The sequence below is a fragment of the Tenacibaculum sp. 47A_GOM-205m genome (assembly GCF_000518405.1).
In the GTDB taxonomy this organism is placed as follows: domain Bacteria; phylum Bacteroidota; class Bacteroidia; order Flavobacteriales; family Flavobacteriaceae; genus Polaribacter; species Polaribacter lutimaris.
The window spans coordinates 60,286-81,066 of record NZ_JADN01000004.1 but is presented as its reverse complement, the minus strand read 5'-3'; the positions used below and the strand labels follow the sequence as shown (position 1 = coordinate 81,066).

The window sequence follows — 20,781 nt, the reverse complement described above, 5'->3', positions numbered from 1 at the left end:
CGTTTTTACTGTTGATTATTCTTTAGTTAAAAAATCTAAATAAGCTTTGGTATAGTTGTATTGATATATGGTTTGGTAATATTCTAGTTGTTTTTGAGCGTATTGCGTTTCAGCGGTTAATAAATCGGATGTTTTTTCTAACCCTTCTTTAAATCTATTTTTTCTGATTCGTAAGGCCTCTTCTGATTGTTGTAAGGCCAATTCGGTTAGTTTTAACTGTTCCTCAGCATCAGTTAACAATCGTTTAGTATTATTTAATTCTAATTGACTTTTAGATTTGTACTGTTCGTATTCTAATCTAGACTTTTCATACTGCGCTTTACTTTTTTGTGCTTTTCCGTAGCGTTTAGAGCCTTTGAAAATATCCCAAGTTAATTGCGCTCCTATTACGTAACCACTTGCATCAACATTGAAAATTTTATCATCGTATAGTTCGTAACTACCAAAAGCATTTAAACGTGGAAGAAAATCCATCTTATCGGCTTTGTGCATTTTTTGATAAGCCTCAGAAGCTAATTCCATTGCTTTAATATCTGAACGGTTTTCAGAAATAGTAACGTCAGCTAGTTGATTCGTTAAGTGTACTTGCAAACTATCTGAAGGTTCATAAATGTTGTTTTGTGTTTCATTCATTAAAAAAGACAAATAGTTAGAAGCATTTAGCACATTGCTTTTTGCTGTTTGTAACTGATTTTTTACTTCAGTAACTCTAACTTCAACTGCTAGTACATCTGCACGTTGTAAATATCCCTGCTTAAAGCTGTTTTCTGCCATTTGTTGGTTTGCTTCTGCAGCTTTTAATGCTTTTTCTAATACTGAAACTCCCTTGTGAGCTAATTGCAATTGCATGTATGCTTTTTCTACTTCAAGTAATAAATATTCTTGAGTACGTTGTGTTTGCAAGTTGGTTGCTTCCATTTTAGTTTTAGCAGCCTTACGTTGGTAAATACCGTCTAAATTCACTAAAGGTTGTTGTACTTCAATTTTAGTAGCGAAGTTTTGTGTTCGTTTTGGGTTATTCAATAAATCAGGATTGAAATCTGCCTGTGTTAAAATTTCCTGATTCAATTTACTACCAAATGCCATTAATGGGTTGGTTGTTACAATTCCTGTATGAGAGGCAGTAATATTTGGTAAGAATACAGCATTGGTTTGCTTATAATCGGCACGTGCTTGCTGATAGTTTTGTTCAGATATTTTTAAAGAGGTGTTATTTTCCTGAACTCTTTTTAAAACTTCACCTTTTGAAATGGAAATTTTAGTTTGAGCTAGGGTAGTAGCAGATATAAAAAGTGCCACCGTAAATAAACTAATATATGATGTTTTCATTTTTTCTGTTTTGTTACAGCAAATTTAGTGGCATAAAACACAGTAGTCAGTAACTAATGTTACAATGAAAAAACGCCTAAACAAAAGTCTAGACGTTATTAACTAACAATTAAAAATCAACTAATACTTGGAAATGTTTCTGTTAAATGCGTTTAAGTGATTGTATGAAGCGTTTAATAAATTGGTATATACATTTATACTGTATTCATCATTGGTGTTCTTAATAGCTAACTGTAGATCTTCAATATCTTTTTCTTCAATTAACTTACCTACTTCAAGTGCATCTAGTTTAGATTTTTGTCCTTTACTTATTAACTCATCATATAACTTTTGAAGTTCAGAATTTTTAAAAACACCTCTTTCTTTATTTAAGGTAAAGGCAATATTATTGTATTGTAATAAACCTTTCATGGCGTTCATATGTCGCTCTTCGCTTTGACTGATGTTTCCAAAAACACGTAGGTTCCATTTTTCATTAAGGAAGTTATAAACATCAAAAGCTAATTTTTCTTCCTCTAACATAAAAAGCATTTCGTTTTTTTCTTGTTGAGAAAGAGTAAGATCGGTATTGTTTGTATTCTGGCAAGAGCTACTAATACTTGAAAAAAGTAATAAGAATAGCAAGCCTATTGTGTTTAAAGTTTTCATAATAACAGCTTTTAAATTATATACTAATTTAAATATAGTATAGGTTGTAGTCTGCAACTTTAGTTACATAATAGTAAATTTAGAGACATAAAACAGAGCAATCAATAACTAATATTATAATAAAAGTGTATTCACATGAGCTATTGTAACAATACTTTAGCTATTTGTTAGATGGTTTTATAATGAAGGATACTTTTTTGAACGAAATCTTAAGATCTCGTTCCGCCGTGTCCTCCAGCAACAACAATCATTATTTTTAAGCTCAAGTAAATAAATCTAAAAAACTGAATTATAGGATTTTGCATTCTTCTTTTCGCTTTTTGGGGTATTCTCTCCATTGGTAATATGTTTTAAATAAGTTTTTAAGGTTGTTTATTCTGGAATTAACCACCAAAAAGGTTTCATTTTTGCTTTATAAATAAAGGCATAGTGTAAGGCTAATTTTAACCAATGTCCTGCTAAACCAATTTCACCAAAGGTATTGTTCATTTTTCTTCCGTGAGTGTTTGGATATTTCTTAAAATCAGGAACAATAGGAAATGTTGTTATACTTACTCCACTACCACTAAAAGCTCCATACCCAGCAGAAGCAATGCAAGCAGCTCCCATATTTCCCATAGAACCTTTATCTTTAGTTAATGGTGTTCCTTTTAGAAGATGATTAATTATATTATTGGCTACTAACTTCGCCGTTATCCCAGAAGGCATTCCTGTACGAGGGGGTGCTGGAAATATAGGGGTACCGTTTTTACTTGTTCTGGGTTTGGAAATTGTATGTGGTGGAGCAAACGCAATTCCAGGAGCAAAAATATTGGTATAATTGGGGTTTTGATAAGTTTCTGGCCAATCTTGAACGCTCCATTCTTCATAAGGTTTACTCGTATAATTGGCATCAACAATCATAAAACCTTTGAATAGTTTATGTGTTATATTCTCGTTTTTTTTGTCGAAAGCGTTAAATCCGTGACCAGAAAAGGCTGGGATAAGCATGGCAAAATCAAATGTTTCTTTCTTATGATCTCCTTCTAATGTTTCGTAATGGGCTATACCATCTTCTATTTTATAAACTCCGGCTTTAGTTATATGTTTTATACTGCGGTCTTCAAAAATCATTTCGACCATTTCGCTAGATTTCATATTAATATTTTTATACCTTAATAATATTCCATCCATTCCAAAATCTCCTAGCTCATATTCATTTGAAATCCACGTAATTTCAGCGTTGTCTCGTACGCCATGGTCTCTTAGTTCTTTTTCTACATTTAAAATATATTCAAATGCAGCTCCTTGGCAAGTTGATTTGGCATGACCTGTACCTATAAGAATTTTTGTTTTTATACCCTGTTTCATTTTTTTAATAAGTGCTTCCAGACCTTTCCATGCATGTTCTGCATGACCATAAGTGCATACTGAATATGTTTTGTTTTTTCCTGGAATTAACCCTTCTGTTGCTTCAAAATTAAGCTTCGGACCTGTCGCATTGATTAAAAAATCATAGGTTATTTTCTCTTTCGTTCCTTTCTTTTCACCTGAAACATATTCAATTAACACATAAGGTTTTTTTTCTACTGAATCTCCTTCTGGATGAAAAGAAACAGCTTTAGCTTGTTTAAAGCCGATGTTTTTTTTCTTATATAATGGAGCCAACGGAAAAAGAATATCTTTAGGTTTCATTTTGCCAATTCCTACCCAAATATTTGATGGAATCCATTGGTAATTACTGTTAGGTGATACTACTAAAACTTCGTGTTTTTTGGGAAGCTTTCTACGTAAGTGAGCGGCAGCAACATGACCTGAGATACCTGCTCCGAGAATAACTATTTTTGACATTTTCAGTTATTGTTAATATAATGATAATGAGAACAAGTTATTCATTATAATGTTTACGTACAGTTACTTTTGTTACATAACTAAAAATTGATTGTATGCATTGTTAATGCTCACCATAGTCTACATCATCCATTTTTCCTTTAAAAACTTTATACTGAATAACAAAATAAACAACTACTAGTATGGCAGCTATAAAAAACCAATTTACACCAACAGATAAACCGTATTTATCAGCAGCTACATTGTAAATTGTTAAATCTGGATTTATGCTATTAGTAGAGGGTAAAACTTTTGGGAAGATTGATGCAATTGTAGTTGCCAAACCTCCTAATAAAAACAACGAAGAATATACAAACCCTGTGATGTGCTTTGTGTGTTTTTTTATGTTGAATAAACCAAATAACCCTACAAAAGTTAGTAGAGGGAAAATCCAAAGGAAAGGATGTTCTATAAAATTATGAAATGGTTTAGGTTCTATAATATGCCAAGCGAATAATGAAATAATTACTAAACCTAATAAAACAAAAGAAAGAGTAAAAACAACTTTTTTTAATTGGTTATTAATACTAGCATTGGTTTTGAAAATAACCCAATTGGCACCATGAATTGTTAGTGATACTACCGCAATAATTCCTAGAAGTAAAGTAAACCAGTCAATAACACCAAGTGTTTCAGAATGAGGAGAAAATTCTGAATTCCATAAAGGGAGGAAAAAATAATGTGCCTCATGAGTAGAAACACCATCTACCACATTTCCTAGATTAACACCACGCACAACATTTCCTAATGCAACTCCAAAAAATAAAGCAAGAAGTAAGCTGGCAATTCCAAAAGCTTTATCCCAAATACTTTCCCATATTCTATTGTGTATTTGTCCTCTAAGTTCTAAACCAATAGCTCTAAAAATTAGTAACCATAAAACCATCATTAAAGGGAGGTAAAAACCACTAAATGATGAAGCGTATAAAGTAGGGAAAGCAAAAAATAAAACACCACCAGCAGCAATCAACCATACTTCGTTTGCATCCCAAAATGGCCCTATTGCTTTTACAACCTTTTTTTTGTCCTCTTCTTTTTTAGCAAAGAATAAATGAATAATTCCTGCGCCAAAATCATAACCATCTAAAATAACATAAATGGCTAACATTGTAACTAATACTACATACCAAAATAGTTCCATAACTTAACGTGTTGTTTGAGGTCCTTTGTTAATGATTTTTCCGACTAAAATTAAAAATAACATTCCTAATAGTAGATATAATCCGATAAATCCTAAAAGAGTAAATAAAGTGTTTCCTGATGATACTGTAGGAGATGCTCCAGCAGATGTTCGTAGCAAATTATAAACTAACCAAGGTTGACGACCTAGTTCAGCAGTATACCAACCGGTGGTATTAGCAATATAAGGAAATGGAATTATGAAGAGTAAAGACCATAAAATCCACTTTGTATCATATAACTTTTTTCTAAATAATTGAACAATGCTAGCTAACATCAAAGCAATAAAAATAGTTCCCAACCCCACCATTATATGATATGCATAATATAAACCAGGTATGTTTGTTGGGTAGTTTTTTTCATCAAATTCATTTAGTCCTTTAATTTCTGCATTCCATTCTTGATAGGTTAAAAAGCTTAAGATATTAGGAACAGCAATTTTATTGTCTAATTTTTTCTCCAGCATATTTGGTTGTCCAATTAGAACTATTTCAGAACCTCCTTTTTCTGTTTCAAATATTCCTTCCATAGCGGCAAAGGTTATAGGTTGATATTTTACTACATTTTTAGCGGCTAAATCGCCTGTAGGAAAAGCAACTAAAATAGATGCTACAACTCCGAAAACAACTCCAGTTTTTAAAAATAATTTACCAAATTCTAAATGCTTCTTGTTTAAAAGGTAAAGAGCTCCAATACCAGCAACTACAAAAGAACTGGTAACCAAGGAGGCTGCTTGATTGTGCAAATAAGAAGGCCATAACCATGGGTTTGAGAATAAGGCTGAAAAGTTATTTAGTACAAACTTACCGTTGGCTAGTATTTCATAACCTACAGGATTTTGCATCCAAGAATGTGTAGCAATGATTAAAAAGCCACTTGCCCAAGAGCCTAAAAAGACAAGGAACCCAGTTAAAAAATGAAGTTTATGTCCTAGCTTTTTTTCACCAAATAAAAATAATCCTAAAAAGGAAGATTCTAGGAAGAAAGAAAACATTCCTTCCATAGCTAATGTTTGACCTATAATACCCCCAGTAAGCTCGGAGAACTTAGCCCAGTTAGTTCCGAATTGAAATTCCATAGGAATCCCAGTAACTACTCCCATGGCAAAGTTTAAAGCAAATATTTTCATCCAAAACTTAGCAGCATCGTTGTATTTTTCAAGTTTAGTTCTTAAAAATTTCCATTTAAAGAAAACTATCATTAACGATAGTCCCATTGTTAATTGTGGAAATAAGTAGTGAAAAGTAATAGTGAAAGCAAACTGCATTCTATCATAAAAGAGCATGTCTTCCATACCGAAGATTGTTTATGAGGTTATTAAATAAGAACGTTTTTTTAGTAGCAATAAGGAGGAATAAAAATAATGATATTATTTCACATGGTTATTAATAATACTAATCAAATCGTTCTTATATAACATTCCTGATTGTCTCCATAATAGTTTGCCTTCTTTAAAAAGCATAAAGGTAGGAACACCCCTAATTTGGTAGGTATTGGCTATTTGTTGATTTTTATCAATGTCTATTTTTAAAATAATAACATTTTCTCCTAAATCTTCTTTTACTTCTTTTAATATAGGAGCCATCATTTTACATGGACCACACCATTCAGCAAAGAAATCAACCAAAACAGGTTTGTCTCCTTTAATTATTTCAGAAAATTTTCCCATAATTTTAATTTTTAAATGTTATGCTCCAAATTCCTCGTACCTGATTTACATCATAACCTTGAGCTTTATCGGTAGGGTATAGGAGAGCTAATTCTTTTAAAGTTTCAGGTTTTATTTGTGTGTAAGGGGTTCCATGGCATTGTAAGCACATGTTATTCGTTATAATAGGGTAATAGAATTGGGTTTTGTTCCCTATTTGTTTCGTAATAGGATTGATAGTTTCGTTATTATGTACAATTCTTTTGTATCCTTCAATAATATTTAACTCTTCAGTGTTTGCAGTATTGTTGAGGTTTCTTGGTTTGTCTGAAACTCTTTTAATGGAAGCATTAAAATTTGTAGCCATACTATCGGTTAGCTTGTAAGCTTTTTCATTACAAAATTGTAAAGCGTGTAAAGTTCCTTTTTTTTGAATTGCACTCATTAAGTTTTTACCTAATGTTTTTTTAGTTTCCATGGCGTACTCTAATCCAGTTTCTTCAGGAGTTTTGCTAGGTTGGATATCGCTTATCTTTCTACCTGAATTAATATAGCTTTTACCTTGCTTAGACTCCCAATGCTCTTTAAACCAACTAGGCTCTTCAATTTGATAGTTGTACAAGTAATTAGCTATTTTTTTAAGGTCTTCTTCATCAAATTTTTGATAAGGCATTAGTCCAAATCGTTTGATAGCGCCTCTCATTTTAGCGCTTTCTTTTGTAGGGTTTGCTACAAAATTTATGAAACTTTTAGTAAACTCTTCTTCTGAGGTGTTCTCGTTAATATAATGCGCTTTAATGGCGATCATTGGTGGAGCAACCCTTTCGTCATGTGGTGTAGCGGCATTATGACAAACAAAACATTTTGTTTCAAGCAGTTTTTTTCCAGGAGGAATACTAGCTTCTTCTGTTACAATATTTTTGGAGTTTTTCTTAGAGTAATCACTTTTTTTAGCTTGATTACAGCTAACAATAGATAAAATAGTAAGTAAAGCTATTAATTTTTTCATCGTTCTAAAATTTACTATAAAGATAGAACGATTCTCCTGTAAAATATGTAACTTAAGTTACAGGCTTATAATTCTAACACTTTAATTTGGTTACGATATAACTCTATTTTATGTTGTTTTTCTAAAGCTTTTAAAAGTCTAGATACAACAACTCGAGAGGTATGTAAATCATTAGCAATTTGTTGGTGTGTTACATTTATAGTATCGTTATGATTTACCAATGCTTTGTCTTTTAAATATTTTAATAAACGTTGATCCATGTTTAAAAAAGCAATGGTATCAATAGCATCAATGAACTCTTGTAATCTGCTATGATAACTATGTAAGATAAACTCTTGCCAGCTTCTATATTTACTAAGCCATTCACTCATTTTTTGTTTAGGTATCATTAAAAGTTTCACATCAGTTTCAGCAACCGCTTTTATTTTGCTTTTAGTTTCCCCCATACAGCAAGAAAGAGTCATGGCGCAAGTGTCACCTTTTTCAATATAGTATAAAACAAGGTCGTCCCCTTCTTTATCTTCACGTAAAATTTTAATGGCACCACTTAATAACAGAGGTATAGAGGTAATGTAGCTTCCTATATCAATAATAACATCGTTTGCTTTTACATCTTTTGCTATGGCGACATCAGCTATTTCTTTTAATAATGCATCTTCAAATAAGTAGCCGTAGTATTTCTTTAAGTCTTCAGTCAAGATAAAATGTTTTTTGTAAAAATAAGTAAATATTTACACTTTAGATATAAATAAAATAGGAGTGAATCTATGATTTAAATCAGTTTTTTACTTAAATATAATGCTGAAATTTGAAATAGATAATAACACAAAACTATAGTAAAGATGAAAAAAAGAACTCCAGTTTCAGCAATAATGACAAAAGAAGTAATCACTTTAAGTAGTACTGATGATTTAATGACTGCTGAAAAAATATTTAAGAAAGAGAATATTAGACATATTCCAGTAGTAAGTGGAAGCGAAATAAAAGGAATGTTAAGTTATACAGATTTATTACGAATAAGTTTTGCAGATGCAGTTGATGAAAATGAAACCGACGTAGATACAGTAGTGTATAATATGTTTACAATAGACCAAGTAATGGCGAAAAATCTGGTAACTGTAAACTCAGATACAACGATTAAAGAGGTAGCTGAGATTTTAGCAAAAAAAGAGTTTCATGCGTTACCTGTTGTAAATAATAATGAATTAGTAGGTATAGTAACAACGACCGATTTGATTAATTATTTATTAGAACAGTTTTAGTTTTTATATAGGAAATAAACACAGATAATAAGTTAATAATAAGGAAATACCTTACTTTTATTATGGCTTTTTCTGAAGCGAATTATTTGACAGAATTTATTTTTGAGAAACTTAAAACACTTTATTATGTTAAAAAATATTTCAAGCTTAGGTTCAGTTTTAAATAAGTCAGAACAAAAATCAGTTAATGGGGGATGGATTTATGTTTTATGTCATAACTGTGAACCTCTTCCTAGAGGTTATGTTTGTATGAATGATGTTATCTGCGGAGGAGAATAAGCTTTCGTGAAAAAAAGCCATATAAATATTTATATGGCTTTTTTTAATAATATTATTTAATCCTACTTATTACTAAAAGTATGTTGTTCTTAATTTATAATATTTTTTAAATTTTCAATTGTATCTGTAGGGTCGTCACTTTTAAAAACAAAACTACCAGCAACCAATACATCAGCACCAACTTCGATTAGCTTATTTGCATTTTGGTCAGTTACACCTCCATCAATTTCAATTAAGGTAGATGCTTCGCTAAATTCAATTAAGTTTTTTAATTGTTGAATTTTCTTGTACGTATTTTCAATGAATGATTGTCCGCCAAACCCAGGGTTTACACTCATAATACAAACTACATCTAAGTCTTTTATTATGTCTTCTAAAACTGCGATAGGTGTATGCGGATTTAAGGCAACCCCAGCTTTCATACCAGCAGCTTTTATTGCCTGTACAGTTCTATGTAAATGTGTACAAGCTTCATAATGTACGGTTAAAATATCGGCGCCTAAATCAGCAAAAGTTTGAATGTAACGATCAGGATCTACAATCATTAAGTGTACATCAATAGTTTTATTAGCATGTTTTGCAATTGACTTTAAAACAGGCATTCCGAAAGAAATATTTGGTACAAAAACACCATCCATAATGTCAATATGAAACCAATCTGCTTTACTATCATTAACCATTTCAACATCACGTTGTAGGTTACCAAAATCAGCCGCTAAAATTGATGGGGCTACAAGTTTTTCCATTAATATATAAGTTGTTGTGTTGTTATTAATTGCAAATATAGTTAAAACTAAGAGCATTAAAACCAAAAAGAAAGCTCTCAAATTTGAGAGCTTTCATTCATTAATCAAAAAACGAATAGTTACGATAACTATTTGTTGTTGTTTATATTATTAACCTAAGTAAGTCATTAAAATCTTACTACGAGATGTATGTTTTAATCTTCTGATGGCTTTTTCTTTAATTTGACGTACACGTTCACGAGTTAAATCAAATGTTTCACCAATTTCTTCTAAAGTCATTGGCTGGTGCTCTCCTAAACCAAAGTATAACTTTACAACATCAGCTTCACGTGGAGTTAATGTTTCTAAAGCACGATTAATTTCGATACGTAATGATTCGTGTAATAAAGTTTTATCTGGATTTGGCGATTCACCAGAGTTTAATACATCATATAAGTTAGAGTCTTCACCTTCGATTAATGGAGCATCCATCGATACGTGACGACCAGAATTTTTCATCGACTCTTTAACATCATTTACAGTCATGTCTAATTTCTTGGCAATTTCTTCAGCACTTGGAGGGCGCTCATTTTCTTGCTCTAAGAAAGCATACATCTTATTAATTTTATTAATAGAACCAATTTTGTTTAAAGGTAAGCGTACAATACGAGATTGTTCAGCTAACGCTTGTAAGATAGATTGACGAATCCACCATACAGCATAAGAAATAAACTTAAATCCACGAGTTTCATCAAAACGTTTCGCAGCTTTAATCAACCCTAAATTTCCTTCGTTAATTAAATCAGGAAGTGTTAATCCTTGATTTTGGTATTGTTTTGCAACCGATACCACAAAACGTAAGTTAGCTTTGGTTAATTTTTCAAGAGCTCTTTGGTCACCAGCTTTAATTCTTTGCGCTAATTCTACTTCTTCATCGGCAGTAATTAAGTCTACTTTTCCTATTTCTTGCAAATATTTGTCTAAAGACGCGGTTTCTCTGTTGGTAACCTGTTTTGTAATTTTAAGCTGTCTCATTCTACTTCAAATGTATTTTAATTTCACTCTACATTATCTTATACGTAAGCATAGAATCTTTTGTTACAAAAAAAAGATATTTTTTTGAGATAATTCACTTAATTGTTAATGTTTTGTTAATTTTGTAAATTAAAAGAAAAAGTTAGTGACCCCCGTTTAAAATTCTGTGTCTTACAACCATTATAACTAAAGGAAAACTAACTATACTGCCCCTTGGAGAGTATTGATGTAACAAAATTAAGCGACGAAGAATTGGTTCGTAAAATAGTAGAAAAAAATGATACTCATTTGTTTGCTGCTTTATACGACCGTTATGCTGGTGTGGTGTATAACAAATGTTATGGATTTTCATCAAGTAAAGAGGAAGCACAAGATTTAACGCATGATGTGTTTATTCGTTTATTTGTAAAATTGAGAACTTTTAAAGGAAAGTCGAAGTTTTCTACATGGTTGTATTCTTTTACCTACAATTTTTGTGTGAATTACGTACAAAGAAATAAAGAGAAAAGAAAAGAAAAAGTAACTGTAGTAACAGATGAGATAAAAGAGGAAAATAGTGTTAACGATATAGATGATACTACATTATTCGAGTTAAAGTCAGATAAACTGGCTAAAGCACTCGAAATGATTTCTCCTTCTGAGAAAATGATATTATTAATGAAATATCAAGACGAAATGAGTATAAAGGATATTTCAGAGGGGTTAGAATTAGGGGAAAGTGCTGTAAAAATGCGCTTAAAAAGAGCTAAGGAGAAAGTAATTAAAGCGTATAATGAATTGTAATAATTATGGATAACCCATTCAAAAAAATATTACATAACGAAGAGTTGCCCGAAGTACTTAAAAGTAGAGTGCTTAATGATGTCGCAATGATAAAACTATCCATTGATATGGCTGATTTATTTGTTGTAAAATACCCCAACACGATTATAGATTTAATGGGAGGAGGAAAAGCCCAAGATAAAAAAGACGATAATAATTAATTGAACCAAATATAGTATAGCAGTTATGAATTTTTTAGAAATAGATGTTTTACAGCCTTTTAAAGATATTTTTCAAGAAATTATAAACACGTTGCCAATGGTAGCAATGTTTATTTTTTTTATAATCCTTTCATGGCTAGTAATAAAGGTATTTTTATATGTAGTTAGAAAAGCATTAGCGAAGACAAAAATAGATGAATGGTCAAAAAAATTACGAAAGACAGAAATTTTTGGTGATAGTACAATAAATATTGTATTAACGAATGTGATTTTGGCTGTATTAAAGTGGTTTTTAATTTTTGTTTTTGTAATGGTAGGAGCAGAAATGTTTGGCTTAGAAGTTGTTTCGGAAGGAATAAAAAGTTTCTTTGCTTACTTACCTAAATTATTAACTGCGTTAGGAATTTTTGTTGCGGGGGCTTATTTAGGAACTATGGTTAAAAAAGCAATCCAATCAATGTTTAAATCTTTTGAGGTTTCAGGAGGAAACTTAGTAGGAAATATTGCTTTTTATTTGATAGTTGTGTTCTTGTCTATCACAGCACTAGACCAAGCAGGAGTTGATACTTCAGTAATAAAAAGTAATGTAACATTATTAATAGGATCAGTACTTTTAGCTTTTACTTTAGCCTTTGGTTTTGGAGCAAGAGAAGCAGTTTCTAGATTACTTTATGGTTATTATTCTAGAAAAAACATAGAGATAGGAGCTAAGGTTATTATTAATGATATAGAAGGGGTTGTTGTTGCTATTGATAATATTTGTGTAACTATTGCTACTGTAGAAGGTAAGGTTATTTTACCAATTAGAGATGTGGTAGATAATAAAATAGTTATAAAAAATTAGCAAAAAATTAACATTTTTTTATATCTTTGAAGTTGTATAAAAACAATGTTTTTACAGTACGATAGATTTCGGGGGACTTCTATCTAATAATAAAGAGAAATCTTTATGAAAAGAGGTCACGAAAGTGACCTTTTTTTATTTTAAAAATGTGACTTATAGATATAAAATGTGTCTAAACTAATAGAGTAAATAGATTTCGGGGGATTTCTATATCTAATGTAAAGAAAAAGGCTATCAGAATTCTGATAGCCTTTTCTATATATAGAATAAAATATAATCTTACTCAAAAGCTAGATGTAAAAATACCCCTCTTGTTCCTAAGTAGTTAATAGGATCTGTCCATTGAGAAGCTTTATTATCATATTTAACCTCGTTATTTATGGCAAAAACCCCTCTAATAGAAGGAGAGAATTTAAAGTAACTTAGGTAAAAATCTACACCTATACCAACTTCATACATAAAATTATTAGTTGTTGTTCTAAATTCACCAGCATAATTATCATCATTGTTGCGTTCGTTACTCGAAAAATTATGATCGTACGAAACTCCACCTATCACATAAGGCCTCATGTTGTTAAGTCTGTTTGTGCTAAACTTTAATAATAAAGGTAAATGTAAGTATGTAGCACCAACTTCACGTGTGTTTATGTTTTCTGGACCTGGTATATGATTAAAACGTAATGTTTTGGTGTTAGACATTAAACCAGGTTCAAAACGAAGATTTATGTTATTGTGAAGTCTTAAATCAGCAATTAAACCAACATTAAAACCTATAGACGATTCTACTTCAATTTCGGGATTGCTAATACTACTTGGTTTGTAACCTATTTTGTAACTATTATTATTAGCTCCTAAATAAAAACCATAATGAAAAAGAGGTTTGTCAAAACTAGGTAATTTTAATATTTTTTCTCTTTGAGCTTGAGCAGAGATTGAAGCTGCGAAAATTCCGAAAAGTAAAAGCCTTTTTAACATACTATTTTAAAGCGGTATAAATTGATGCTACACCAAATGTAACAGGTGTATTCCTTGCATTCTTAAACCCATTTTTTTGCAAAATATTGTTGAAAGCCTCTCCAAAAGGAAAAGAATTTGCTGTTTCAGATAAATATGAGTAAGCAACTTTGTCTTTTGAAAAGAGTTTACCAATAATAGGTAAAATAAAATTTGTGTACAATTTATACCCTTGTTTAAAAGGAAATTTAGTTGGATTTGAAGTTTCTAGTACAACAAATTTACCTCCAGGTTTTAATACACGAAATATCTCAGTTAAACCTTTATCTAAATTTTCAAAGTTTCTAACTCCAAAAGAAACTGTAATAGCATCAAAAGTGCTGTCAGGAAAAGGAATGTTTTCACTATCGCCAACAACCATTTCTATTTTGTTGGATAAGTTGGCTTTGGCAACTTTTTGTCTTCCTACTTGTAGCATACCTTCAGAAATGTCTAAACCAACAATTCTTTCAGGGTTTAATTGCGACATCATCAAGGCCAAATCACCAGTACCAGTTGCAATATCTAAAATTTGCTTCGGATTATTTTCTCCTACTAGTTTTACTACTTTCTTACGCCAACTAACATCTATTCCAAAAGAAATAACACGGTTTAACCCGTCATAATCTTCAGAAATATTGTCAAACATTTTAGCAACTTGTTCTTTTTTTCCTAATTCAGAATCTTTATATGGTTTGATGTTTTCAGACATGTGTTTTGTATAGTTTACGGTGAAATTATCCGTTAATAGCGACTACTTCGTTGATTTGGTTTGGTAACATTTCTTTTAGCATGGTTTCAATACCATTTTTCAGTGTAACTGTTGAAGACGGGCATCCGCTACATGCTCCTTGTAAAATTACGCTTACTCGTTTGCTTTCTGAATCGTATGATTGAAAAGCAATATTTCCTCCATCAGAAGCAACAGCAGGTTTGATATATTCATCAAGAATATCAACAATTTTAGCTTCAACATCAGTTAAACTTTCTTTAGGAATTTCAACGTTTTGTTTTGTTTGTTGTTTTGGTAATTCAGTAATAATTGCTTTACCTTCTTGAAGAAAATTGCGGATAAATGTACGAACCTCTTGGTATACTTCATTCCATTCAATCATATCGTATTTTGTAATAGAAATATAGTTTTCAGAAATGAAAATTTCTTTTACAAAAGGAAAATTGAATAAGGATTGAGCTAAAGGAGAAGATTTACTGGCTTCTTCAATATTTGTAAACTCAACATCGGTTTGTGTTAAAGCTTTGTTGGTGCCAAATTTCATAACTGCTGGGTTCGGAGTAACTTCAGCATATACTTCAATAGCATCTTTTTTGGTAGTCTCTTCTTTTACTACCGAATTTCCACTTTGAATATAAGCTTCAATTTGTTCTCTAACTTCCTCTTCAACATCATTCCATTGTACAATGTCGTATCGTTGAATTGCTATAAAATTAGCAGTAACTAATACTTTTTTTACAAATGGAAGATAAAAAAGTTGTTGAGCTAAAGGTGAGTTTTTAGCTTCGTCAATATTATTGTATTCATAACTACCACCGTTGACTAAAATTTTATTGCTAACAAATTTTAAGATGGTTTCGTTATTGGTTTCTTGTATGTTTATTTTGATAGAACTCATAAGTTGTAAATAAGGAGCAAAATTAAGGTAAAAAACTGAGATATGGATATATAAAAAATCCTGCATGGAAGCAGGATTTTTATATAGTATTGTTAAGAATTATAAACTAAATGTTACAGTTCCTGAAATTCTTGAAGTATTGTTTTCTATGTTTAAATCACTATTTTGATAAATTGTATAATATTCATTGTTGTTTGATTTGCTATAACTTAAATCAATTTTCATGTTGCCAAAATTATATCCTAATCCAGCAGAAAATCCTTGTACATTATCATTGTTAGTGTTGCTGCCTAAAAGTAAATTAGGGTCTTTTTCATAATGATATCCGCCACGAACACTTAAATTATCAAAGCGCCACTCTGTACCAATATTTAGTGCATGTGTGTTTCTATAATCGTTAGAAAAATTAGTGTTTGTATTAGTGAAGTTTCCTCCACTATATTTTATGTTTTTAAAATCTTTATAGGTGTAGTCTACACTTATCAACCCTTGTTTCCCTATTACATAAGCTCCACTGGCAGTAAATCTACTAGGGGATTTAAATTTGTATAAATATGATTCAGGACCAATAACATCAAAATCTTCAGGGATGCCTAAATTTTCAACTCTTTTCATTAAAAGCTCATCATAATAGTCTTCTAAAACCTCCTGATACCAAGTAGGTGTTTCATAGGCTAAACCAAATCTAATATTTTGGTTAAGTTTATATATAAATCCTAGTCCTATAGAAAAACCAGTTCCTTGTATGTAGCTTTCAGTATAATTTTCTACATCTAAAATGTTGCCATCTATGTCGTCATTTACTTCATTAAAAAGGTGTTCTCTGTAAAATTCTAAATCATGAAAGTTTAAAGAAGCACCAACATATAATTTGTTTTGGTGTACAGAAGAGAAACCTAAACTAAATACACTCGATTTACCATCAATATAACTAGAGTTATATTGATCGAGACTTCTGTCGAATTGAGTTTTTATAGTTTTTGGATCAGCAACGTGTTCATTATAAATTAAATATTGACTATTACCTTCTGCAGCATGGAACCCGCTAAAATCTTTTTTGATTCGGTAATTAAAAGTCAATGCAAAACGATTCCAATCAGAGCTAAAGGCAGAATCAAAAGATAAAATACCTCCTGCTTGAGTTATGTTGAAAAAATCATCTTCTGTGCTAGTAGAATTTCTATAGTAATTAGAGATGTACTCAGTGTTTCTATTACCTAAAGTAACACCAAAGGTACTTTTAATAGCAACGGCACTACCTGCTGGGTTAATTCCAAAGGAAGAAATATCTCCTCCCAATGCTCCAAAAGCACCACTCATTGCTTCAAAACGAGCTGTTCCGTAATTATCGTCTTTTGAGAATAAAATTCCTAAATCATTATATCCTAATGATTGAGAAAAGGCTGTATAAGTACTCGCAATTATCATCGCAAAAGTTAAAATTCTTTTCATGTGTTCATGTTTAAATTATCTCCTTGGACTTCTTGAATTACTACTTCTTGAGCTTGAATTATTTCCTGAAGAGTTACTTCGAGAGTTTCTTGAAGGAGCAGAATAACTTCGAGAAGATGAAGATCTGTTAGACGATCTTGAATAGCTTCTGTTATTTCTAGTATTGCTGCTACGAGAAGCATACTCTTTTTTACTTCGGTTATTAGATCTAGTGTAGCTACGAGAACTTCTTGTTGGTGTAGATTTTTTTACGGATCTAGTATTGTTGGTGTTATAACTTCTAGAGTTTCTGGTAGATCTTGTTGTACTTCTGTTGTTGTATGAGTTGTCGTTATGACTTCTTGCAGCATGTCCTCTAGAGCTTCTACTTCTAGTAGTACGTGGTACACTTCTGTAGCTTCCGTTAGAACGACTTCCGCTTGAATTGTAACTTCTTGTTCTTGTAGAACGGTTTATATTTCTGTCGTTAGATCTATTGGTTCTTGTATTGTATCCTCTTGTATTTCTTGTAGAGCGCGTGTTTCTAGAGCTTCGATAGGTTCTGTCACTGCTTCTTCTATAAACATCAGATGAGCGTCTTGATACAGTAGTCCCTCTGCGTCCAGTTGTATAGCCTCTTCTAGAAGTTGTAGCGGTTCTATTGCTTCTGTAGTAGTTAGCTCCTCTACGTGTTCTGTAGTAATTGTTATTATAGTATCTATTATAATAATAAGGTCTGTAATAATTGTATCTATGGTAAGGAGAGTTCCAGTGGTAAGGGTGCCAATTGCTGTGCCCCCAGTAGTTATAATAACGAGATCCCCACCAAGGGCTGTAATACCACCAAGGTCTGTAATAATTGTATCCATAGCCATAATAAGAGTCCCAATACCAGTCGTTATAATAGCTCCATCTAGGATATGTATTAATGTTTATAACTACGTCACTACTGTTACTATATCCCCAAGGCTCATTGTCATTATAAGTAATTCTTGTTTCAGGCTCATCTTCATAAATAATATCTTCGTCATCATAATAATCAGCATTTTCAGATTTGTAGTTTTCTATATCTGTAAAAATATCTGTTCCGTTTAAAGTACCTAAGCGTTCTACTTCTTTGGTAAAGTAATTTTCTTCATATTCATCATATTGCCTATCATCAGCAATAATTACTCTACGTTGTGGTTGTTCAATGTCGTCCGCATAAATTCCGTCGTCGTTACTAGTAACCGTTTGTGCAGACCCACAAGAAACGAATGTAGCTACCGTAATAATAGATAGAATATAAAGAGGAAGTTTGGTATTGGCGTATTGGAACTTCATGACCTTATGTTTTTAGTTAATGCAAATTATTTTTTTATTGAGCAGCAAAAATTAATTTCTTTGTTGGGCTTGTTACCTTATTTAATGTAGTTTTGCAGACACAATTTACGCATAAAAAATAACAATATTTATGCCAAACTTTTGATTATGAGCAAACATTTAACAAAAAGAGCCGAAGATTACTCGAAATGGTATAACGAATTGATTGTCAAAGCTGATTTAGCTGAAAATTCAGCGGTTAGAGGTTGTATGGTTATTAAACCCTACGGATTTGCAATTTGGGAGAACATGCAAAAAGAGTTAGATAGAATGTTTAAAGAAACAGGACATCAAAATGCATATTTTCCTCTTTTTGTTCCCAAAAGTTTGTTTGAAGCTGAAGAAAAAAATGCCGAAGGTTTTGCGAAAGAGTGTGCGGTAGTTACGCATTATCGTTTACAAAATGATCCTGAAAATGAGGGGAAACTTCGTGTGGATCCAGAGGCAAAATTAGAAGAAGAGTTAGTTGTTCGTCCAACTTCCGAAGCAATTATTTGGAATACATATAAAGGATGGATTCAATCACATAGAGATTTACCATTATTAATTAATCAATGGGCAAATGTAGTACGTTGGGAAATGCGTACACGTTTATTTTTACGTACTGCAGAATTTTTATGGCAAGAAGGTCATACTGCACATGCTACAAAAGCTGAAGCAATAGCAGAAGCAAAACAAATGCAAGAAGTGTATGCAACTTTTGCAGAAGATTTTATGGCTATGCCAGTAGTAAAAGGAGCAAAAAGTGAAAGTGAGCGTTTCGCAGGAGCAGACGATACTTTAACTATTGAAGCATTGATGCAAGATGGAAAAGCATTACAAGCAGGAACTTCTCATTTCTTAGGTCAGAATTTTGCTAAGGCATTTGATGTAAAATATACTTCTAAAGAAGGAAAGCAAGAATATGTATGGGCAACATCATGGGGGGTGTCAACTCGTTTAATCGGAGGGTTAATCATGACACATTCTGATGATGCAGGTTTGGTATTACCTCCAAGGTTAGCGCCAATTCAAGTAGTAATTGTACCTATTTATAAAGGAGAGGAGCAGTTAAATGCAATCTCAGAAAAAGTTGATGTAATTGTAAAAGAATTACGAGCTAAAGGAATTTCGGTAAAGTTTGATGATAGAGACACTTTTAGACCAGGAGCTAAGTTTGCAGAATACGAATTAAAAGGTGTTCCTGTGCGAATTGCTATGGGAGCACGTGATTTGGAAAACGGAACTGTTGAGGTTGCTCGTCGTGATACTTTTGAAAAACAAACTGTTTCTAGAGAAGAGGTAGTTGACGTTGTAGCTAATTTATTAGAAGAGATTCAAGAGAATTTATATACAAGAGCATTAAACTACAGAAACGACCATATTACGGAAGTAAATACGTTTGATGAGTTTAAAGATGTAATAGAGAATAAAGGAGGATTTGTTTCTGCACACTGGGATGGTACTATTGAAACAGAAGATAAGATTAAAGAATTAACAAAAGCAACCATAAGATGTATTCCTAACGACGCAAAAGAAGAGGAGGGAATATGTGTGTTTACAGGTAAACCATCTGGTAAAAGAGTGCTTTTTGCCAAAGCCTATTAAAAAAAAATAAAAAAAACTTTGTGCAATAAAAAACAGTTTCTATATTTGCACCCGCAATCGCAAAATAGATTGTTTTGGTCCGTTCGTCTAGGGGTTAGGACGCCAGGTTTTCATCCTGGTAACACGGGTTCGATTCCCGTACGGACTACAAGTTCTAAGTTAGTTTTAGAAGAAAAAATAAAACTAATAAAAAGATAAAAATTATTGCAAATAACAAAAAGAGTTGTATATTTGCACCCGCAATCAGAACGATTGTTTTGGTCCGTTCGTCTAGGGGTTAGGACGCCAGGTTTTCATCCTGGTAACACGGGTTCGATTCCCGTACGGACTACAAGTTTTTTATAAACAATTAACGAATTTAGTACAATGGCAAATCATAAGTCAGCATTAAAGAGAATCAGAAGTAACGAAGCAAAGCGCTTAAGAAATAAATATCAGCATAAAACTACACGTAATGCTGTTAGAAAATTAAGAGCTACAGAAGATAAGAAGGAAGCAGAAGGAATGTTTTCGACTGTTGTATCTATGTTAGATAAGTTAGCAAAGAACAACATTATTCATAAGAATAAAGCAGCAAACTTAAAGTCAAAGTTGGCTAAGCACGTTGCAGCTTTATAAGAGTTTTAAGGTTAGTTAATAGTTAAAACGCCTCGATTTAATCGGGGCGTTTTTTGTTGTTTTATTAAATTGAAGTTTATTTTCTTTTTTGCTGCGTAAGCATCTATATGTTTAATTTGATTAAGGTAACCGTCGGCTACAGCTACTAAATCAACAGATTCAGCTTCCTTTATGTAAATTGTGTAGCTACCATTATTTGTCACTTTGATAGAGTCTATTAATGGGTAAGATTCATCTAGTTTAATGTTATAAACCCAGGCTCTACTGTATATAGTTGCATTATTAATGATTTTCTTGGAGTTAATATCAACTACTTTTCCATAAATTTTCATCTCTTTTTTGTTACATG

Annotated in this window: 24 protein-coding genes and 2 tRNA genes; 9 read left to right on the top strand and 17 right to left on the bottom strand. The window is 31.8% G+C overall.

Translation table 11 applies throughout. The features are described 5' to 3' along the window. Positions 1–15 precede the first annotated feature (15 nt). The 9 genes from N534_RS0103945 to N534_RS0103910 all read right to left on the bottom strand — a co-directional run bounded on the left by N534_RS0103945 (position 16) and on the right by N534_RS0103910 (position 8,380). The gene (locus tag N534_RS0103945) at positions 16–1,329 is read right to left on the bottom strand and encodes a TolC family protein (protein ID WP_028891237.1); all 1,314 of its coding nucleotides are present in this window, start codon (positions 1,327–1,329) and stop codon (positions 16–18) included. 120 nt (positions 1,330–1,449) lie between these two features. Continuing rightward, the gene (locus tag N534_RS0103940; RefSeq protein WP_156025547.1) at positions 1,450–1,977 is read right to left on the bottom strand and encodes a DUF2202 domain-containing protein; all 528 of its coding nucleotides are present in this window, start codon (positions 1,975–1,977) and stop codon (positions 1,450–1,452) included. A gap of 209 nt (positions 1,978–2,186) precedes the next feature. Beyond that, positions 2,187–2,315, bottom strand: a complete 129-nt coding sequence (locus N534_RS15545; RefSeq protein WP_255326690.1) for a hypothetical protein — start codon at positions 2,313–2,315, stop codon at positions 2,187–2,189. Between the two features lie 34 nt (positions 2,316–2,349). After that, entirely contained in the window at positions 2,350–3,807 is a 1,458-nt protein-coding gene (locus tag N534_RS0103935) for an NAD(P)/FAD-dependent oxidoreductase (protein WP_028891235.1), read from the bottom strand. 103 nt (positions 3,808–3,910) lie between these two features. Then, the gene (cydB, locus tag N534_RS0103930) at positions 3,911–4,987 is read right to left on the bottom strand and encodes a cytochrome d ubiquinol oxidase subunit II (RefSeq protein WP_028891234.1); all 1,077 of its coding nucleotides are present in this window, start codon (positions 4,985–4,987) and stop codon (positions 3,911–3,913) included. A gap of 3 nt (positions 4,988–4,990) precedes the next feature. Then, positions 4,991–6,319, bottom strand: coding sequence for a cytochrome ubiquinol oxidase subunit I (locus N534_RS0103925; protein ID WP_028891233.1), 1,329 nt, complete (start codon positions 6,317–6,319; stop codon positions 4,991–4,993). 75 nt (positions 6,320–6,394) lie between these two features. Further along, on the bottom strand, positions 6,395–6,694 hold the full coding sequence (gene trxA / locus N534_RS0103920; RefSeq protein ID WP_028891232.1) for a thioredoxin: 300 nt from the start codon (positions 6,692–6,694) through the stop codon (positions 6,395–6,397). 4 nt (positions 6,695–6,698) lie between these two features. Beyond that, complete coding sequence (locus tag N534_RS0103915; RefSeq protein WP_028891231.1) at positions 6,699–7,682, bottom strand: DUF3365 domain-containing protein; 984 nt, start codon at positions 7,680–7,682, stop codon at positions 6,699–6,701. A 65-nt stretch (positions 7,683–7,747) separates the two neighbouring features. Then, positions 7,748–8,380 carry a Crp/Fnr family transcriptional regulator gene (locus tag N534_RS0103910; protein WP_028891230.1) on the bottom strand — a complete coding sequence of 211 codons (633 nt, stop codon included), beginning with the start codon at positions 8,378–8,380 and terminating at the stop codon, positions 7,748–7,750. A 144-nt stretch (positions 8,381–8,524) separates the two neighbouring features. On the opposite strand from N534_RS0103910, the gene N534_RS0103905 reads away from it, so the two are divergent. Then, positions 8,525–8,944, top strand: a complete 420-nt coding sequence (locus N534_RS0103905) for a CBS domain-containing protein (RefSeq protein ID WP_028891229.1) — start codon at positions 8,525–8,527, stop codon at positions 8,942–8,944. Between the two features lie 102 nt (positions 8,945–9,046). Then, the gene (locus N534_RS15280) at positions 9,047–9,223 is read left to right on the top strand and encodes a hypothetical protein (protein ID WP_156025546.1); all 177 of its coding nucleotides are present in this window, start codon (positions 9,047–9,049) and stop codon (positions 9,221–9,223) included. An 89-nt stretch (positions 9,224–9,312) separates the two neighbouring features. Here the strand turns inward: N534_RS15280 and rpe are convergent, their stop codons facing one another. Further along, positions 9,313–9,969 (bottom strand): ribulose-phosphate 3-epimerase, encoded by a 657-nt coding sequence (rpe, locus tag N534_RS0103895; protein WP_028891228.1) that lies wholly within the window; start codon positions 9,967–9,969, stop codon positions 9,313–9,315. Between the two features lie 150 nt (positions 9,970–10,119). Next, entirely contained in the window at positions 10,120–10,983 is an 864-nt protein-coding gene (locus N534_RS0103890) for an RNA polymerase sigma factor RpoD/SigA (protein WP_028891227.1), read from the bottom strand. A 213-nt stretch (positions 10,984–11,196) separates the two neighbouring features. On the opposite strand from N534_RS0103890, the gene N534_RS0103885 reads away from it, so the two are divergent. The 3 genes from N534_RS0103885 to N534_RS0103875 are packed head-to-tail and all read left to right on the top strand — an operon-like array spanning position 11,197 to position 12,810. Then, positions 11,197–11,766: an RNA polymerase sigma factor gene (locus tag N534_RS0103885; RefSeq protein ID WP_028891226.1), complete on the top strand. Its 570-nt coding sequence runs from the start codon at positions 11,197–11,199 to the stop codon at positions 11,764–11,766. A 5-nt stretch (positions 11,767–11,771) separates the two neighbouring features. Then, entirely contained in the window at positions 11,772–11,966 is a 195-nt protein-coding gene (locus N534_RS14400; protein ID WP_038005480.1) for a hypothetical protein, read from the top strand. 25 nt (positions 11,967–11,991) lie between these two features. Then, on the top strand, positions 11,992–12,810 hold the full coding sequence (locus N534_RS0103875; RefSeq protein ID WP_051435839.1) for a hypothetical protein: 819 nt from the start codon (positions 11,992–11,994) through the stop codon (positions 12,808–12,810). 279 nt (positions 12,811–13,089) lie between these two features. Here the strand turns inward: N534_RS0103875 and N534_RS0103870 are convergent, their stop codons facing one another. From N534_RS0103870 to N534_RS15275, 5 genes are all read right to left on the bottom strand, one after another. Continuing rightward, positions 13,090–13,785, bottom strand: a complete 696-nt coding sequence (locus N534_RS0103870) for a porin family protein (RefSeq protein WP_028891224.1) — start codon at positions 13,783–13,785, stop codon at positions 13,090–13,092. A 1-nt stretch (position 13,786) separates the two neighbouring features. Further along, complete coding sequence (ubiE, locus tag N534_RS0103865; RefSeq protein ID WP_028891223.1) at positions 13,787–14,515, bottom strand: bifunctional demethylmenaquinone methyltransferase/2-methoxy-6-polyprenyl-1,4-benzoquinol methylase UbiE; 729 nt, start codon at positions 14,513–14,515, stop codon at positions 13,787–13,789. Positions 14,516–14,540: 25 nt separating this feature from the next. Then, on the bottom strand, positions 14,541–15,434 hold the full coding sequence (locus tag N534_RS0103860; RefSeq protein WP_028891222.1) for a NifU family protein: 894 nt from the start codon (positions 15,432–15,434) through the stop codon (positions 14,541–14,543). A gap of 99 nt (positions 15,435–15,533) precedes the next feature. After that, a complete protein-coding gene (locus N534_RS0103855) occupies positions 15,534–16,886 on the bottom strand; it encodes an OmpP1/FadL family transporter (RefSeq protein ID WP_028891221.1) in 1,353 nt (450 codons plus the stop codon). Between the two features lie 15 nt (positions 16,887–16,901). Continuing rightward, positions 16,902–18,188 carry a hypothetical protein gene (locus N534_RS15275; RefSeq protein WP_156025545.1) on the bottom strand — a complete coding sequence of 429 codons (1,287 nt, stop codon included), beginning with the start codon at positions 18,186–18,188 and terminating at the stop codon, positions 16,902–16,904. Positions 18,189–18,335: 147 nt separating this feature from the next. Between N534_RS15275 and proS the strand changes: the two genes are divergently transcribed. The 4 genes from proS to rpsT all read left to right on the top strand — a co-directional run bounded on the left by proS (position 18,336) and on the right by rpsT (position 20,432). Then, positions 18,336–19,814 carry a proline--tRNA ligase gene (proS, locus tag N534_RS0103840; protein WP_028891218.1) on the top strand — a complete coding sequence of 493 codons (1,479 nt, stop codon included), beginning with the start codon at positions 18,336–18,338 and terminating at the stop codon, positions 19,812–19,814. 76 nt (positions 19,815–19,890) lie between these two features. Then, positions 19,891–19,962 (top strand) — tRNA-Glu (locus N534_RS0103835). Between the two features lie 111 nt (positions 19,963–20,073). Then, positions 20,074–20,145, top strand: a tRNA-Glu gene (locus N534_RS0103830). Between the two features lie 35 nt (positions 20,146–20,180). Beyond that, the gene (rpsT, locus tag N534_RS0103825; RefSeq protein WP_028891217.1) at positions 20,181–20,432 is read left to right on the top strand and encodes a 30S ribosomal protein S20; all 252 of its coding nucleotides are present in this window, start codon (positions 20,181–20,183) and stop codon (positions 20,430–20,432) included. An 11-nt stretch (positions 20,433–20,443) separates the two neighbouring features. Here rpsT and N534_RS0103820 read toward each other — a convergent pair whose 3' ends face one another. Next, on the bottom strand, positions 20,444–20,764 hold the full coding sequence (locus tag N534_RS0103820; protein ID WP_156025543.1) for a hypothetical protein: 321 nt from the start codon (positions 20,762–20,764) through the stop codon (positions 20,444–20,446). Positions 20,765–20,781: the final 17 nt, after the last annotated feature.